18 protein-coding genes are annotated in these 14455 nt (G+C 57.5%); 11 read left to right on the top strand and 7 right to left on the bottom strand.

What is annotated here, in order from left to right; translation table 11 throughout:
* Positions 1-2 precede the first annotated feature (2 nt).
* Positions 3-1121, bottom strand: a complete 1119-nt coding sequence (locus tag P3B99_009660; GenBank protein WYJ07456.1) for a Xaa-Pro peptidase family protein — start codon at positions 1119-1121, stop codon at positions 3-5.
* A gap of 45 nt (positions 1122-1166) precedes the next feature.
* Between P3B99_009660 and P3B99_009655 the strand changes: the two genes are divergently transcribed.
* From P3B99_009655 to P3B99_009640, 4 genes are all read left to right on the top strand, one after another.
* On the top strand, positions 1167-1643 hold the full coding sequence (locus tag P3B99_009655) for a DUF192 domain-containing protein (GenBank protein WYJ07455.1): 477 nt from the start codon (positions 1167-1169) through the stop codon (positions 1641-1643).
* Positions 1640-1912 (top strand): hypothetical protein, encoded by a 273-nt coding sequence (locus tag P3B99_009650; GenBank protein ID WYJ07454.1) that lies wholly within the window; start codon positions 1640-1642, stop codon positions 1910-1912. Before P3B99_009655 ends, P3B99_009650 begins: the two co-directional genes overlap by 4 nt.
* Complete coding sequence (gene mnmE / locus P3B99_009645) at positions 1897-3252, top strand: tRNA uridine-5-carboxymethylaminomethyl(34) synthesis GTPase MnmE (GenBank protein ID WYJ07453.1); 1356 nt, start codon at positions 1897-1899, stop codon at positions 3250-3252. Before P3B99_009650 ends, mnmE begins: the two co-directional genes overlap by 16 nt.
* Positions 3253-3353: 101 nt before the next feature.
* Positions 3354-4076: a hypothetical protein gene (locus P3B99_009640; protein ID WYJ07452.1), complete on the top strand. Its 723-nt coding sequence runs from the start codon at positions 3354-3356 to the stop codon at positions 4074-4076.
* On the opposite strand, the gene P3B99_009635 is transcribed toward P3B99_009640, so the two are convergent.
* The 3 genes from P3B99_009635 to P3B99_009625 form a co-directional block, all read right to left on the bottom strand.
* Positions 4073-5071, bottom strand: coding sequence for an endonuclease/exonuclease/phosphatase family protein (locus P3B99_009635; GenBank protein WYJ07451.1), 999 nt, complete (start codon positions 5069-5071; stop codon positions 4073-4075). The genes P3B99_009640 and P3B99_009635 overlap by 4 nt on opposite strands.
* On the bottom strand, positions 5040-5663 hold the full coding sequence (locus P3B99_009630; protein ID WYJ07450.1) for a riboflavin synthase: 624 nt from the start codon (positions 5661-5663) through the stop codon (positions 5040-5042). The genes P3B99_009635 and P3B99_009630 overlap by 32 nt, the downstream gene beginning before the upstream one ends.
* A gap of 183 nt (positions 5664-5846) precedes the next feature.
* A complete protein-coding gene (locus P3B99_009625) occupies positions 5847-6221 on the bottom strand; it encodes a hypothetical protein (GenBank protein ID WYJ07449.1) in 375 nt (124 codons plus the stop codon).
* A 164-nt stretch (positions 6222-6385) separates the two neighbouring features.
* Here P3B99_009625 and P3B99_009620 point away from each other — a divergent pair, with 164 nt between their 5' ends.
* From P3B99_009620 to P3B99_009600, 5 genes are all read left to right on the top strand, one after another.
* Positions 6386-6802, top strand: coding sequence for a helix-turn-helix transcriptional regulator (locus tag P3B99_009620; protein ID WYJ07448.1), 417 nt, complete (start codon positions 6386-6388; stop codon positions 6800-6802).
* A 183-nt stretch (positions 6803-6985) separates the two neighbouring features.
* Entirely contained in the window at positions 6986-7687 is a 702-nt protein-coding gene (locus tag P3B99_009615) for a DNA-3-methyladenine glycosylase (protein ID WYJ07447.1), read from the top strand.
* 109 nt (positions 7688-7796) lie between these two features.
* Positions 7797-8459: a hemolysin III family protein gene (locus P3B99_009610; protein ID WYJ07446.1), complete on the top strand. Its 663-nt coding sequence runs from the start codon at positions 7797-7799 to the stop codon at positions 8457-8459.
* Entirely contained in the window at positions 8456-8932 is a 477-nt protein-coding gene (locus P3B99_009605) for a deaminase (protein ID WYJ07445.1), read from the top strand. The genes P3B99_009610 and P3B99_009605 overlap by 4 nt, the downstream gene beginning before the upstream one ends.
* On the top strand, positions 8929-9477 hold the full coding sequence (locus tag P3B99_009600; protein WYJ07444.1) for a YqgE/AlgH family protein: 549 nt from the start codon (positions 8929-8931) through the stop codon (positions 9475-9477). Before P3B99_009605 ends, P3B99_009600 begins: the two co-directional genes overlap by 4 nt.
* Positions 9478-9483: 6 nt before the next feature.
* Here the strand turns inward: P3B99_009600 and P3B99_009595 are convergent, their stop codons facing one another.
* Positions 9484-10479 (bottom strand): lipid A deacylase LpxR family protein, encoded by a 996-nt coding sequence (locus P3B99_009595; protein ID WYJ07443.1) that lies wholly within the window; start codon positions 10477-10479, stop codon positions 9484-9486.
* Positions 10480-10509: 30 nt separating this feature from the next.
* Between P3B99_009595 and P3B99_009590 the strand changes: the two genes are divergently transcribed.
* Positions 10510-11103, top strand: a complete 594-nt coding sequence (locus P3B99_009590; GenBank protein ID WYJ07442.1) for an RsmD family RNA methyltransferase — start codon at positions 10510-10512, stop codon at positions 11101-11103.
* Positions 11100-12203 carry a PilT/PilU family type 4a pilus ATPase gene (locus P3B99_009585; GenBank protein ID WYJ07441.1) on the top strand — a complete coding sequence of 368 codons (1104 nt, stop codon included), beginning with the start codon at positions 11100-11102 and terminating at the stop codon, positions 12201-12203. Before P3B99_009590 ends, P3B99_009585 begins: the two co-directional genes overlap by 4 nt.
* A 111-nt stretch (positions 12204-12314) precedes the next feature.
* Here the strand turns inward: P3B99_009585 and argA are convergent, their stop codons facing one another.
* Together argA and efp are read right to left on the bottom strand one after the other, a co-directional pair.
* A complete protein-coding gene (gene argA, locus P3B99_009580) occupies positions 12315-13634 on the bottom strand; it encodes an amino-acid N-acetyltransferase (GenBank protein ID WYJ07440.1) in 1320 nt (439 codons plus the stop codon).
* A 4-nt stretch (positions 13635-13638) separates the two neighbouring features.
* Positions 13639-14196: an elongation factor P gene (gene efp, locus P3B99_009575; GenBank protein ID WYJ07439.1), complete on the bottom strand. Its 558-nt coding sequence runs from the start codon at positions 14194-14196 to the stop codon at positions 13639-13641.
* Positions 14197-14455 lie beyond the last annotated feature (259 nt).

Raw genomic sequence — 14455 nt, 5'->3', positions numbered from 1 at the left:
AACTATTTTATGACCCAATCGTAGGGGTAGTTCGAGAGTTTGCGCGCGCGGGTTTTGCGCACAACCACGGTGTCCTCTATCCTACACCCCCCTATTCCGCGGTAGTACAACCCCGGTTCGACGGTGACGACGTTGCCGGAACGCAGTTTGCACTTGCGCGGGCTTATCGAAATTTTTTCGTGAATGTCAAGTCCAACGCCGTGCCCCGTGGAATGGAAAAATCCGCCCCACGCGCCCTTGCGGAACTCGGTATAATAGCCGTTTTCGGCGAAGAAGTCGTCAACATCGGCGTGGATTTCAGAGCCTTCCGCGCCGTCGCGGATTTTCGAAAGCGCAAGCCTCTGGGCGGCGGCGACGGTTTCGACAAGCCGCGCCTGCGCGTCGCTGGGAGTTCCCTTCAAGAACGTGCGGGTCATGTCGCCGAAATAGCCCGACGACCTCAGGCGCGGGAAGATGTCGGCAACAATCAGGGAATTCGGGAGAATCGCGCCGTGCCCGACTTCGTGCGGGTCGCACGCCTGATTTCCGCCCGCGACAATCGTGTACATTGCGTCCGCGCCCTCCGCCAACGCCGCGCTTTCGACCTCGAAGCGCAGAAGCTGGCTCGAAACCGTCCGATTCCGCCAGACGAGCTTTCCGTCGGACACTTCCGACTCGCGCAGAATCTGCGCTATCCGCGCAAAGCCCTTTGCGGCTACGGCGTTCGCCTTTTCGATTTCGGCAAGCTCGCGGGCCGATTTCACGTCGCGTTCGGGGAGAATCGGGAAGTCTGCAACGGCGACGTCGAAGCCCGCCGCCCTGAGCCTTTCGAGCTGCAATGCGGGGAAATTCTGCGGCACAAGCAGCCCGCGGACGCGGGAGTTTTTGAGGATTTTCGCAAGCACGGCGGTTTCGTCGGCGCGTCCGTTCGGAAAATATTTGCGGGAAAGTGAGCTGAGGTCGAAAATTTCGTCGAGCCGCCCGCCCTTCGACAGCCGACCCAATTCGAGCGCGCCGATTAACGCGCATTTGCGCCCGCGCAGCGTGAACGCGTAGAAGGGGTCGGGGACGGGAACGCCCGTAAAGTAAAGCATGTCGGCGTCGGTTTGGCACGAGCCCCTCAAAACAATTTCTCTTTTCATTTTTTTATTATTGCGCGGGAGTTTTAATTGTACAGATTAAAAGACATGCCGAATATTGTAAAGTTCGTATGCGCGTATGCGTGCGCGTTGCTTTTGTGCGCATGCCCAGCCGACAAGCCGAAACCCGCCGACGCCGACGCGTTTTTCGACATGTCGGTAGGCGGCGTCGCGTTCAGGGCGCAGCTGGCGGTCTCCGACGCAGAGAAAATGCGCGGGCTGATGTTCAGAGACTCGCTCGGCGAAAACGACGGCATGGTATTCGTCTACGAAACGCCGTCAAGGGCGTCGTTCTGGATGAAGAACACGAAAATCCCGCTCGACATCGGATTTTTCGACAAAAACGGAGTGCTCACGGAGGTCAAAAAGCTCTACCCGCACAACCTCGATTCGGTGGGGTCGTCGCGGGCCGACATTCTCTACTGCATAGAGATGAATCAGGGCTGGTTCGGCAAAAACGGCGTCGCGGCTACGGACAGGCTCGACATGCGCAAACTCGAAGCGGCGTTGAAGGCGCGGAAATGAAAAAGTATACGCGCAGATTCAAATTCGCGGTGATTGCGGTGTCGGCGGTGGTCGGCGTCTGCGCGTACTTCGCGGCGTACTCGGCTTTCGAATCCGACATGACCGAATGGCAGAGGACGCAGAAAATAGACTTTTCGGCGAACACGGGTTCGACAAAATTCAAGGCGCGAATCGACGCGCTGTCAGTCGGGGGCGCGGCGTTTTGCGCGTGCGCGGCGGCGGCAATGGCAACAAAAAAACTTTTCGGAAAACAATGGAAGAAACGATAGCGGCACTTTCCACTCCCAGCGGGGAGTCGGCAATCGCGCTGGTAAGGCTCAGCGGCGCGGACTGCGCAAGAATTGCGCGGGAGGCTTTCCGCAGGCGGACGGTCGAACCGCGGGTTGCGAATTTCGGCGTCTACAAAAACGTCGCGGGCGAAACGCTCGACGAAGCGGTATTTACGCTTTTCGAAAAACCGGCGTCCTATACGGGCGAGGACATGCTCGAAATCTCGTGCCACGGCAACCCGTTCATCGCGCGGAAAATTCTCGACGACCTCTTTGCCCGCGGCGCAAGACCCGCGCAGGCGGGCGAATTTACGCGGCGGGCGTTCATGAACGACAAGCTCGACCTCTCGCAGGCGGAGGCGGTGGCTCTCGTAATCGGCGCGCGCGGCGAACGCGCGTTGCAGGCGGCGCAAAAACAGCTCTCGGGCGAGCTTGGCAGGCGCGTCGCCCGCATTTCCGACGGGCTTCTCGACATGTCCGCGCTGGTCGAAGCGTACATAGACTTTCCCGAAGACGACCTTCCCGAAGAGGACAAACAGAAGCTTGCCGACTCCGCCGACGCGCTCGCCGACGACGTCGAAAAACTCCTTGCAACCGCCAAGTACGCGCCGCTTGTGCACGACGGCATAAACGCCGTGATTGCGGGCGCGCCGAACGCGGGGAAGTCGTCGCTGCTAAACGCGCTCGTGGGCGACGAACGCGCAATCGTAAGCGCCACGGCGGGCACCACGCGCGACTTCATTTCCGAAAAGCTCATCGTCGGCAGATACGCCGTAAACCTCGTCGACACCGCGGGACTGCGCGAGACGGACTGCGAAATAGAGGCGAAAGGCGTGGCGATGGCGGTGGACAGGCTCAAACGCTGCGACATCGGGCTGCTTGTGCTCGACGCCGCCGCGGGAATCCCGGAGCTTCCGCACGGAACGGAGTCGGTTTTCGCGCCCCAAAACACGGTCGTTGTGATAAACAAGTGCGACCTCCCCGAATCGAAGCCCGAACTTTTCGAAAAAAGCTTTGCGGGCTTCAAAACCGTTCGGATTTCCTGCCGACAAAACGAGGGTCTTGAAAGCCTGCGCAACGCGGTGGTTGGGCTGATTGAAGAGCACTGCATAACGGCGTCGGCGGACGACGTCCTCGTGGGGGCGCGGCACGCGGCGGCTCTCGAAAGAACGCTCGACTCCATAAAATCGGCGCGCGCGAAAATCGAAAACAACGAGCCGTCGGAGCTTGTGGCGTCCGACCTGCGCGAGTCGCTCGACGCCCTCGGCGAAATCGTCGGGAAGACAGACAACGAGCAGATTCTCGACAGGATATTTTCAAAATTTTGCATAGGTAAATAACATGTGGTACTACGAAAAAAGACGGAACGAAATGCGGCCCCGTTTCGGGCGGCGCGGTTCGCAGGCTTTTCGCCGAACGCGCAATAGACGCAAACACGAAAGTGTGGTCGCCCGAACAGAAAATCTGGCTGCGCTACGCCGACTCGTCGCTGTCGCAAAGCTCGGAAAACAGGGACCGCATTTTCGAGCTGAAAAAATATACCTACCCCCTCAGGGCTTTGCTCGCCTCCCTTGCGGTCTGCGTCGGGCTGAAAACGTTTTTTCTGTGCCAAACGCTCGGAATGCACAAAGTGTACGTCGCGGCGAAAACCCCCGCCGAAAGGCTCGAAACCACAATACAATCCTCGGAAATCGGAAAGCTTGAATCGCTCTCGGCTCTGGCGATTTTCGCGCTTCTTTGCGCGGCGGCATTCGCGGGCTTCAAGTGGCTCGGCTTCGTCTCGAAATACGCGCGGAGAATGTCGCCGTCGTACGAATTTTCCGAATCGGCGAACTGGCTGTTTTTCATTCCGCTCGCAAACCTGCTTGCGCCCCAGAAAATTGCGGCATCTCTCGTGAATGCGTCGCAGGACAAACGGCACACGGGCGTTTGGGACTTCTGCGTGCTTACCCTCTGGAAGTTCTTCTGGCCCGCGGCGATAGTGCTTGTCGCCGCCGCAAACTACCTGATTCCGTCGAGATGCGCGCCGTTCGAAATAGAGCCGTACATCTACGCGCAAATCCTCGTGCAGGCGGTCTATATCTCGACGATACTTCTTACGCTCGGCGTGGTATCGACGGTTTTCAGGCTTCAACTGGCGTACTTCAAAAGACGCATGCGTTAGTTTTTGGAGAAGTCCAAATCGACGTACACGGGGCGGTGGTCGCTTGCGTCTCCGCCGCGCTTCCAAACGGCGGCGGCGCCCGAAAGGAACGGGAGCATGGGCTTCGAAAACAGGAAGAAATCGTACCTGTAAAATATGTTTTTCTTCGACCAAAAATAAGTGTACTCGCGCCCGTCTTCGTCCGACTGCGGAACGAGAACCATGCCGCGAATGTTCCGCAAAAGCGCGTCGCTCGGCTCCTGATTGAAGTCTCCCGCAACGATTACGTTTTTGCAGCCGCCCGTTTCGCTTTTGATTCTCGCGGAAATCGCCCTAAGCTCCGCAAAGCGGAACGGCGTGAATTTTTCGTCCGACTTCCTCGCCCCGAGCGGACTTTTCAGGTGGACGGCGAACGCGTACCATTTTACGCCGCGGACATCGAAGCACGCGCCGAGCGTGCCGCGCGGCGAAAAGCGGTTGTCGCCCTTGAACTCGAATTTGATGTCGCAGCAGTCCACGAATTTTTCGGGCTTTATGCGCGACATTATCGCCACGCGCGACGGCGAGTCGTAGCGGGTTGTGGCGGTGTATTCGTAGACAAGCCCCTCGAATTTCGCGAGGTCGTCGCGCAGTTCGCGCAGAAAGGCTGCGTCGCCCATTTCGTCTATCAGCAGAACGTCGGCGTTTATCGCCGCAAGCGACTTGCGCAACGCCGTCTTCTCCGCTTCCGGCTTGGGCGACTGCACGTACTTCCCGCCGATTTTCCGCCCCGCCACAGAATAGTTGCGGACATTCCAAGTGCACACGCGCACCCTGCCCTCCGCAACCGACGAAGTCCGCACGGGAACTTCCGACGGGGGAATCGGCGCGGGCTGGTCGGCGGGCTGTCCGCCGTCGAAGTCGGGCGAAAACAGCGACCACAGCACCCACAGCAAAACGACCGCCGCAAACTGAGCGGCGCGTTTCGGCGACGGTTTGCGGAAGCTACGCCTGCGGCTGGTACGGGGAATTTTCACGGCTGCCCGCGGCTATTTTCTCGACGTATTTTGCGAGTATGTCGAATTCGAGATTGACGAATTTCCCCGCCTTGCAGTCGGCGAGGTTCGTCACTTCGAGCGTGTGCGGAATGAGCCACACCGCGAGCGAGTCGGCATGCGCCTCGGCAATCGTGAGAGAAATGCCGTCTATTGCGATGCTTCCCTTGTACACGACGTACTTTGAAAATTCCGCGGGAACGGCGACGCGCAGATAATAGTTTTTGCCGCGCTGTTCGAAGTCGAGCACGGTACTGCGGACGTCCACATGCCCGCTTACGAAGTGCCCGCCCAGACGCGCGTCGGCGGCGAGCGGACGCTCCAAATTCACGAGAGCACCGCGCGACAGCCCCTCGAAGCTCGTCAGGCGGATAGTCTCTTCGAGAAGCTCGAACGACACCGTGTTGCCCTCGCGCCCGACAAGCGTCAGGCAGCAGCCGTTGCACGCAAGGGAGTCGCCCTCGGCGAGCGAGTCGGCGATAATGTCGGGAACTTCAAGCTTCAAGAGCCAAGCCGCTTTTTTTTCCTCGAAAGAAACCACTTTCCCCGTGGCCTCGACAATACCCGTAAACATAAAAATTCCTTCGTGTTAAAGATTATGAACCCAGTCTACGAAACGCCGCCCGATTGTCAAGGCGATTGCCCCGAACGCAAAAGCCCGCCGTGTAGGCGGGCGCGGTTGATTGTTCGGCAAACTCCGCCGCAAAGCCCGCTTTGCGCCCCGACGCCGTCGGACGCGGCGGGCGGAGGAGCGCGGTCAATAGCGGCGTTTTTTGGAATAGAGCCTGTCGTGAATGACCTTTTCGAGACGCAGAAGCTGGTAATCGGAACGGCGTTCGAGAATGGACTCCAAGCTTTCCATGAACGATTCGGGCGTGTAGTTTGCCGATTCGAGCAGATACATTATTATTGCGTCGCGGTGGACGCGCAGATAGGATTTCTTCTCCTCGCCTTTCGGCGCAATGCCGTTGGAGGTATGCCCCATGATTTTGCCCGTATTGAAACTGTCGCGCACGAACTGGTCGGAACGCCCGATAATGCTTCCCGCCTCCTTCGGGCTGAACCATTCCTGCCCATCGGGCACGAGCGAGGCAAAGTGCCCCGTGGGGTCTACGGATTTTTCACATTTCACGGGTCGTTTCCTCCCCTTCGTAGGATTTTATAATTGTAATCATTTTCGTAATTTGCGATTATTTTGGTTGAGGTTTATGGTGTTTAAGTTAAATTTATATTTAAAATAATTATTAAATATTATTCAACAATGTCAATATCTAAAATAGAAAAATTCTACTTTGCATGAAAAAAGAAGTTAAGATTTACGGGAATCCCGTATTTGCGGAAAGATTCAGAACGCTCATGAGCAACCGCAACGTGCGCTTGGAGGACATTGCGGAAGTGGCGGGCTGCGCTGTGAGCACGGCGAGCACATGGCGCAGGGGCAGAATGCCGAGGAACACTGGAACGCTGAAAAAAATTGCCGACTTCCTCTCCGTGGACGCCGCATTCCTTTCTGGCAATACGCCGCATGTTTCGGGGGAAATGGGCGAACCCGTTTTCTCGAACTGCGCGGAATCTCCGCTTGCGGGGGAAATCAGAAGCCATGTCGAAAGGCTCATCGGGCTTTCCGACGAACCCATGCTCGAAAAACTCAAACGCGAACTTGAAAAGAACTTTCCCGTCGCCGCCGCCACGGAATTTGCCGACCGCAAATAGACGCGCCCGAAAACGCGCCCGCCGAATATCCGCCGAACGCCGCCGCGCACGACTTCAAAAGTCGCACGCATTATACGCCCCGTGTCAAGCCCAGTAAAATTCCGCGGCGCGGGGGGCGCGGAACGCGGCGAAAAAGCTTGCGCCAGCCGCCCCTCGGACGTATCAAACAATCAAAATCCCCGAATGGAACGCAAATACTTTAAATACGGCGAAACCGAAATCGCCCACCTAAAAAGGCGCGACAAACGCCTTGCGGCGGCAATCGAAAAGCTCGGCATGCCCAAGCGGCGGGTCGAACCCGACCTCTTCCGCGCTCTTGTTTTCAGCATAATCGGGCAGCAAATTTCCACAAAAGCGCACGACTCCATTTGGCGGAAAATGACAGACGCCCTCGGCGAAATCACGCCGCAGTCGGTGCTGGCAACGCAGCCCGAAGATTTGCGCGCGCTCGGAATTTCGTTCAGAAAAATAGAATACATGCGGGGAGCTGCGGAGAAAATAGCATCGGGGGAATTCGACATCGACGCCCTACGCAAAATGACCGACGACGAAGTTTGCGAAAAACTTTCGGAAATCAAAGGGGTCGGCAAATGGACCGCCGAAATGCTCATGCTGCATTCGCTCCGACGCCCCGACGTGCTGAGCTTCGGAGATTTCGGCATTCAGCGCGGACTGCGCATGGTCTACGGGCACGGGAAAATCACGCGCGGGCTTTTCGAAAAATACCGCAAAAAATACTCGCCCTACGGGAGCGTTGCCTGCATCTACCTTTGGGCGGTCGCGTCGGGAGCAATCGACGGACTGAAAGACCCCGCCGAAAAGCAGAAGCCCCAACCGCCGCGCGGTAAAAAACCGTCGGCAAAGAAAAACACCGCCGGCAAATAGGCGGAGATTCCGCAAAACCGCGCAGGCTCGGAACGGCGGCGGGCGGACGGGAACAAAATTCAAAAAAAAAGGTTGCCCGAATGCGGGCTTTGCCCTTTTATGCAAATCCATGGCACCGCTCAAACCGGCATACTCCGCGACGGAGGAAATTTGGAATTCGGCAACACACGTCGTGGGAATACTTTTCAGCGTCGCGGCACTCGCGGTGATGGTGACGCTTGCGTCTATCTACGGAAATTCGTGGGCGATAGTTTCTTGCGCGATTTTCGGAGTGTCGATGACGGGCGTCTACACAGCCTCCTCTTTCTACCACGCAATCCCGTTCGAACGCGCAAAGAGGATTCTCAAAAAGTTCGACCACATCGCGATTTACTACCTGATTGCGGGAACGTACACGCCGTTTCTGCTTGTGAGCCTGCGCCTGCCCTCGCCCGCCACGGCGTGGATTGTCTTCGGAATAATCTGGACGCTCGCGATTCTCGGCACGGTGCTGAAACTGGCGACGTCGGGTTCTGGAACAAAATGGTGGTCGATAGGGCTTTACTTGCTGATGGGCTGGCTTGTTGTGCTGATTTCGGGCAAGCTGTTTACGATTGTGCCGACAGTCGGCGTCGTGTTCCTGTGTCTCGGCGGGCTTTTCTACACGGGCGGCGTGTTTTTCTACATGCGCAAAAGCCGCAAATACATGCACGCCGTTTGGCACGTTTTCGTGCTTTTGGGAACAATCATGCACTTTTTCTCGGTACTATTTTCCTGCGTATTCGTAAAATGAACTCGGGAAACGACATTGTAGAACAGCTCGACACGCTTGTGAAGTCGTGGGGCGGAACGCGTCCGTCGTGGGATGAATATTTTATCTGCACGGCGATACTCATATCGTCGCGCTCGGCGTGCAGCCGCCTGAACGTCGGCTGCGTGATAGTAAGCGGCGGGGAGCACCCGAACAGGATTATCGCCGCGGGCTACAACGGCTTTTTGGCGGGCGCGCCGCATTCGTCGTGCGTGCGCGACGGACACGAAATCGCGACCGTCCACGCCGAGCAGAACGCCATTTCCGACGCCGCCCGACGCGGGGTTTCCGTGAACGGCGCAACGGCGTACATCACGCACTTCCCCTGCGTAAACTGCGCAAAAATCCTGATTTCCGCGGGAATAAAATCGGTCAGATACCTGCACGACTACCACAACGACGACATCGTTTACAGGCTTTTCGAGGAGTCGGGAATTTCGGTCGCCAAGCTATGAAAAGCGCGTACGACGACTATTCATGGAGCTTTCTTGCGGCGTCGCCCTCGTTTGCGGGCGCGTTTTTCGAGGAGTCCGTCGTGCTTCTGTTGGAGGACAACGAAGACGGCTCTTTCGGCGTGATAATGAACAAGCCGCTCGACAAGACGCTCGGCGAGCTTAACCCCGACTTCCGCGACTCCGAGCTTGGCGAAATCGACGTTTTCGACGGCGGACCAATCGCAAAGGAGCGCGTGAGCCTCGCCGTCTGCTACGACGACGGCAAAAACGACGGCGCGTTCTCTTTCGGCATTCCGCCCGAAAAGGCCCTCGACATAATAAAGAAAAACCCCAACGCGAAAGTCGCCGCGTTCGCGGGCTATTCGGGCTGGGGTCCGAACCAGCTGAAAGCCGAAATCACCGAGGGCACTTGGATTGTCTCATACGCCGACGTCAACGTGATTTTCGACGTGCCCAACCCAGACCTCTGGAAGACGCTCGTTCTGCGCGAACGCCCCGAATTCGGGGCGTTGGAAGAGCCGAAGAACAATCCGTCGGAAAACTGAGGCGCGTTAAAAATACGCCTTGACGGCGAGCGTCCAGAACATATGGACGGGCAGACGCTGGGTGTTGAACTCGGCGGAGCGGAGAGTCCAAGTCAAATCCGCCTGAAAGCATTTGTAGCGGGCGGAAACGCCCGCGACGGCCTCGCCCACAAGCCATTTGGGAACGACGCCCGCGCTGTTGCGGTATGTGTTGCCGTCGAGGGTGATGTCGTAGCCCACGAAACGCGCCGCGCCTCCGCCGTACATGAAGCAGTGCCAGTCGGGAGAGGCGTCGGTGGGACGCCATTCGACGTCGTTGCCGTCGGAGGAGTCTATTCTGTTGGGGAGGAAGGAGTACGGCATGTTGAAGCCGAAGCGCAGAAGCGCGCGCGCCCTCGCCTGCGTCATGACGTTCCCCAAATCGAGCGCGAGCGACCCGACCGAATCGACTGAAAATTCGTCGGAAATCCGCGTCCGGAAGAAACGCTCCGAATGCTCGTAGGCGACGATTATCCCCGGTTCGTTTTTAATCTGGTTGTGCCAGCCGCGCGGCCAGTCCGCGCCGATTATGCTGTGGTAGAATTTCTGCGCGTCCTCCGCGAGCGACATCGGCCCCACGACGCCGAGGTTTACCGTAAGTGAATCGAGCCTGTTTTCCGACGCCTCGTGCGCCCCGAAGCCGACGTACAGCCAGCCCGCGTAGGGGCGGTCGGTCGGCGGCGGATTGGGAATGTTGATGTCGCTTGCCACGCACATCTTCTGCCCGACCGAAACCGTCTGGAACGCCTGCCTGCCGTCGGGGACAAAGAGGTCGAGCGCGGCGAATTGCAGGCGGCTTGAAAGGAAATCGCACCCCGCGCCCGTATACGAAAGCTTCAAGCCGTTCGTGTAGTAGCGGTCGGAAAAATAGATGTCGTTTTCGACGCGGAAGGCTATCGACTCCGCGTTTTGCGGGGCGGCGGTTTCGGCTGCGGGAATGTCCGAAGCGAAAGCGGCTGCGGTCGAAAGCAGAATAATTGACAAAATCGGGCTTCGTCTCATACTTCGGGAAATATGAGAATAACGTCAGGCTTTGCAAGAGGAATTTCGCTCGACGCCCCCAAAGGCGACACAACAAGACCCGCCACGGACGCGGCGCGTCAGGCGGTTTTTTCGTCCCTCGGCGAAGCCGTGGTCGGGGCGCAGGTTCTCGACATGTTCGCGGGCACGGGCTCGTACGGGCTTGAAGCGGCAAGCAGGGGCGCGGCGAAAGTCGTGTTTCTTGAAACCGACAGACGCGCCCTCGACTGCCTGCGCCGCAACGCCGCAGCCATAAAAAAGGCGGTCGAAAGCGGCGGCGGAAGCGTCTCTTTCGAAGTTCTGCCGGCCGACTGCGCAAAGTCCGCAAAAATTCTCGGCGGAAGAAAGTTCGACTTCGTTTTCGCCGACCCTCCCTACAAAATGCTCTCCGACCCCAAGCTTCTTCCGCAAATTCTCGACACTTTCGCGCAGATAGCCTCGCCCGAAACCGTCTTCGCCCTCGAAGCCCCCGCCGATTTCGAACCGCCCGCCGAAACTTTCGGCGAAAACGGCGCGTTTACAATTTTGAAAAGGCTCGGAAAAAAATCCAGGGGCAAACCGTCGCAAATTTTGTTCGCAAAGAAATGAACGAACTCGACATCGCAATAGAATCGGCAATCAAAAAGGGCTCGACCTACATTCACATCGGCAGGACCGCGCGGATACGCGTGGACGGCTCGCTCGTTCCGCTCGTCGGGGTCGCCGCGCCCGACCCGCAGACCGCGGCGCAACAAATACTAGCAAAGTTTCCGCGGGAACGCTCAAAATTTTTCGCCGAAAAGCTCGGACGCGGCGAGGACATAGACCTCGCGTTTTCAAGCCCGTCGAACGCGCGAATCCGCGCAAACATCTACATGTGCGAAAGCGGCATGCAAATCGCCCTGCGCGTAATTCCCGCGCGGCGGCTGACCGCAACAGAAATCGGAATCCCCTTTCCCGTCGCCGACATTTGCAGGCGCAGCAGCGGGCTGTTCGTGGCGACCGGCGCGAACGGCTCCGGCAAAACAACGACGCTTGCGGCGGTTGTGGACATCATAAACGAATCGCGCGGACTCCACATTCTGACAATCGAAGACCCGATTGAATACGTCATCAAAAGCGCGAAGTCGATGGTGTCGCAACGCGAAATCGGCAGGGACGCGCCCGACTTCTACTCGGCGCTGCGCTCGGCGGTCAGGGAAAATCCCGACGTCATAGTGCTCGGCGAAATGCGCGACCTCGAAACTACGCGGACGGCAATAGAGCTTGCCGAGACGGGGCACCTTGTGTTCGCAACCCTGCACACGCGCACGGCCGTTTCGACAATCGACAGGCTCGTCGGGCAATTCGGCGCGGGCGAACAGCCGCAAATCAGAATGATGCTTTCAGAAAACCTGCTCGGCGTGCTTTCGCAAACGCTCGTGCGGCAGAAGCGCGGCGGCATGATTGCCGCCTTCGAAATGCTCACCGCAAACGCCGCAGTCCGCAACCTCATACGCGAACAGCACGTGCCGCAAATTCTGAGCGTGCTCCAAACGGGACGCCAAAGCGGAATGTGCACCATGGAAGACTCGCTTCTGAATCTGGTTGAGCGCGGGCTTGTCTCCCCCGCCGACGCGCTCGACAAGGCGTTCCGCCCGCAGGAGCTTCTGAAAGCCATGCGCGACTCTCCCAAAATTCCGCAAAACGAGCTTATCGGGCTGAAATAGACGCCCGCAAATCTGCGCAAACCCGCGCAAAAAAAATGCGCCCCCCGAAAAATGCCGGACGCGCAATATTGCAAGTTTTTAGATGTCGCGGAGCACCGCAAGCCCCGCCGTTTATTCGGAAAAGTCCTTGACGAAAACCTTTGAATGACGCCCCGACGCCTCGTATTTTTCGAGTCGCGATTTAGGCAGCGCGGTCGGCGGAACTTCCGTAAATTTGCACACGTCCGAAAAGAACGGCGCGCTTTTTGTGCTGAGCGCGAAAAGCTTTTTGAAGCCCGCCTTTTTTGCCTCGCGCACGATGAATTCAACCATGTGCGTGCCGACGTCGTGCCCCTGATAGAACGGCTGGACATGCAGGCTTGCAAGCTCCGCCGCGCCCTCGGAAATGTCGAGCAGGCTGACGAACGCGATTACGCTTCCGTCCATCTCGTAGATGAAATAGGTGTCGATTTTCGACTCTATCTCCTCGCGGCTACGGTAGACCAGATTCTGCTGGCGGGTCGAGCTTTTCGAGAGGTTGAAAATCGTCGAAACGTCGTCGCGGTCCGCCTTGCGGATTTTCTGGTAGACGTCGGAGTAAATCATCGTGCCGCAGCCGACCTTTTCGAAAAGCTCGGTAAGCAGGCACGCGAATTCGCGGCCGTCGAGAATGTGCGCGCGCTGTGTTTTTGCCGATTCGAGCGCGCGGACCGAACAGCTGACTTTGGAGAACACGCGCGGGTCGAGCATGCCCCTGCGGGCTTCGAGCAGTTCGGAAACATCGGCGAGCGGCACTGCGAGAGCCTTTTCCGCGCCGATTTTAAGCCCGCTTGTCTCCGTCAAAAATATGAGTTTTGTCGCGTTCAGCCCCGTTGCGACGTCGGCGGCGAGGAGGTCGGAATTTATCCTGAAAATTCTGCCCTCCCTGTTTACGGCAACCGGCGAAAGCACGGGAATCATGCCCAGCGAAATCAGGCTTTGCAGCGCGTTGAAATCTATCTTTTCTATGCGCCCCGCGTTGAGGTGGTCCACGCCCGAAATTATCCCGACTTCCGTCGCGCGGACTGCGTTTGTCGAAACGCAGCGGATATTTTTTGTGGCGAACGCGTCTATTATTGTTTGGAGCGCGGTTGCGGAAACCTCGCGGGCGAGCGACAGCGTGGCGTCGTCCACGGGGTTTTCGCCGTAGATGTCGCTAAGCGCAACCCCGCGTTCCGCGCCGATGTCGCGCAGCTGTTTTCCGATTCCGTGCACCACTACGACGTTTATGCCGAGGCTGCGCAAAACGGCGATGTCGGTAATTACGTTTGCGAAGTTGTCGCAGGCAATCACGCTTCCGTCAACCGCAACGACAAAGGTCTGCCCACGATACAGCGGGACATATTCCAAAATGCCGCGCAAATCGGAGGCTTTAATCGTCACTTTGTCGCTTAGCGGGACGGAATTTTCCATGGCGTTATGCCCTGCTGATGTAGGTATTGTCTTCCGTGCGGACTTTGATTACGTCGCCCTGCTTGATGAAGAGCGGGACCTGCAATGTTACGCCGTTTTCGAGCGTTACCGCCTTTGTGGGAGCCGACGACGTGTCGCCGCGCAGACCTTCCGCCGCCTCCGCAACCTTGATTTCGATGCTGTTGGGAAGTTCGAGCGAAACAGGCGCGCCGTCAACAAAGAGAATGAGGTACTGCGAGCCTTCGGTGAGCCATTTTTTGTCTTCGCCGATTGTCGATTCCATGAGGACGGTGTCGTCGAAAGTTTCGGGGTCGATGAAGTGGTATTGGTCGCCGTCGATGTACGAAAATTCGAGCTGCTTGTTGGTAGTGTGGCAGAATTCCACCGAGTCCGTCGAGCGGAATTTGACCGCCGTCGAAGCGTTCGTCGAGAGGTTGCGGAGAACCGTCTGCACAAAGCCCGCCTGTCTGCCCTGCGTGCGGTGAAGCATGCTCATAACGGCGTGCGGAGTGCCGTTGTACATAATTACTCTGCCTTTTCTGATGTCTGTGGGACTTGCCATATTTTTATAGTGTTTATTGTTGAAATTTGCGGAGCTTTTGCCTCCTAAAAATTGAATCGACATTTATTAAAAAAAACGCGCCGCTCGTCAACATTTTTTGCGGATCTCCCCGACCGCAAGTCCGCGCGGAAACGGCGGGGGAAAATCTCCCGCTTCCGTCCGAAATTGCTTGCAATCCCGCAATCCGTCCGTCAAACTCAACACTAACAAGGGCGCATTGGTTTTTGGATGCCGATTTTGAAGAGGTACGCGGCAAAAG

Source organism: Opitutia bacterium KCR 482, from assembly GCA_029269845.2.
GTDB lineage: Bacteria > Verrucomicrobiota > Verrucomicrobiia > Opitutales > Intestinicryptomonadaceae > Merdousia.
Note: the sequence above shows the minus strand (reverse complement) of the source record. Positions and strands in the feature narration are given on the sequence as shown.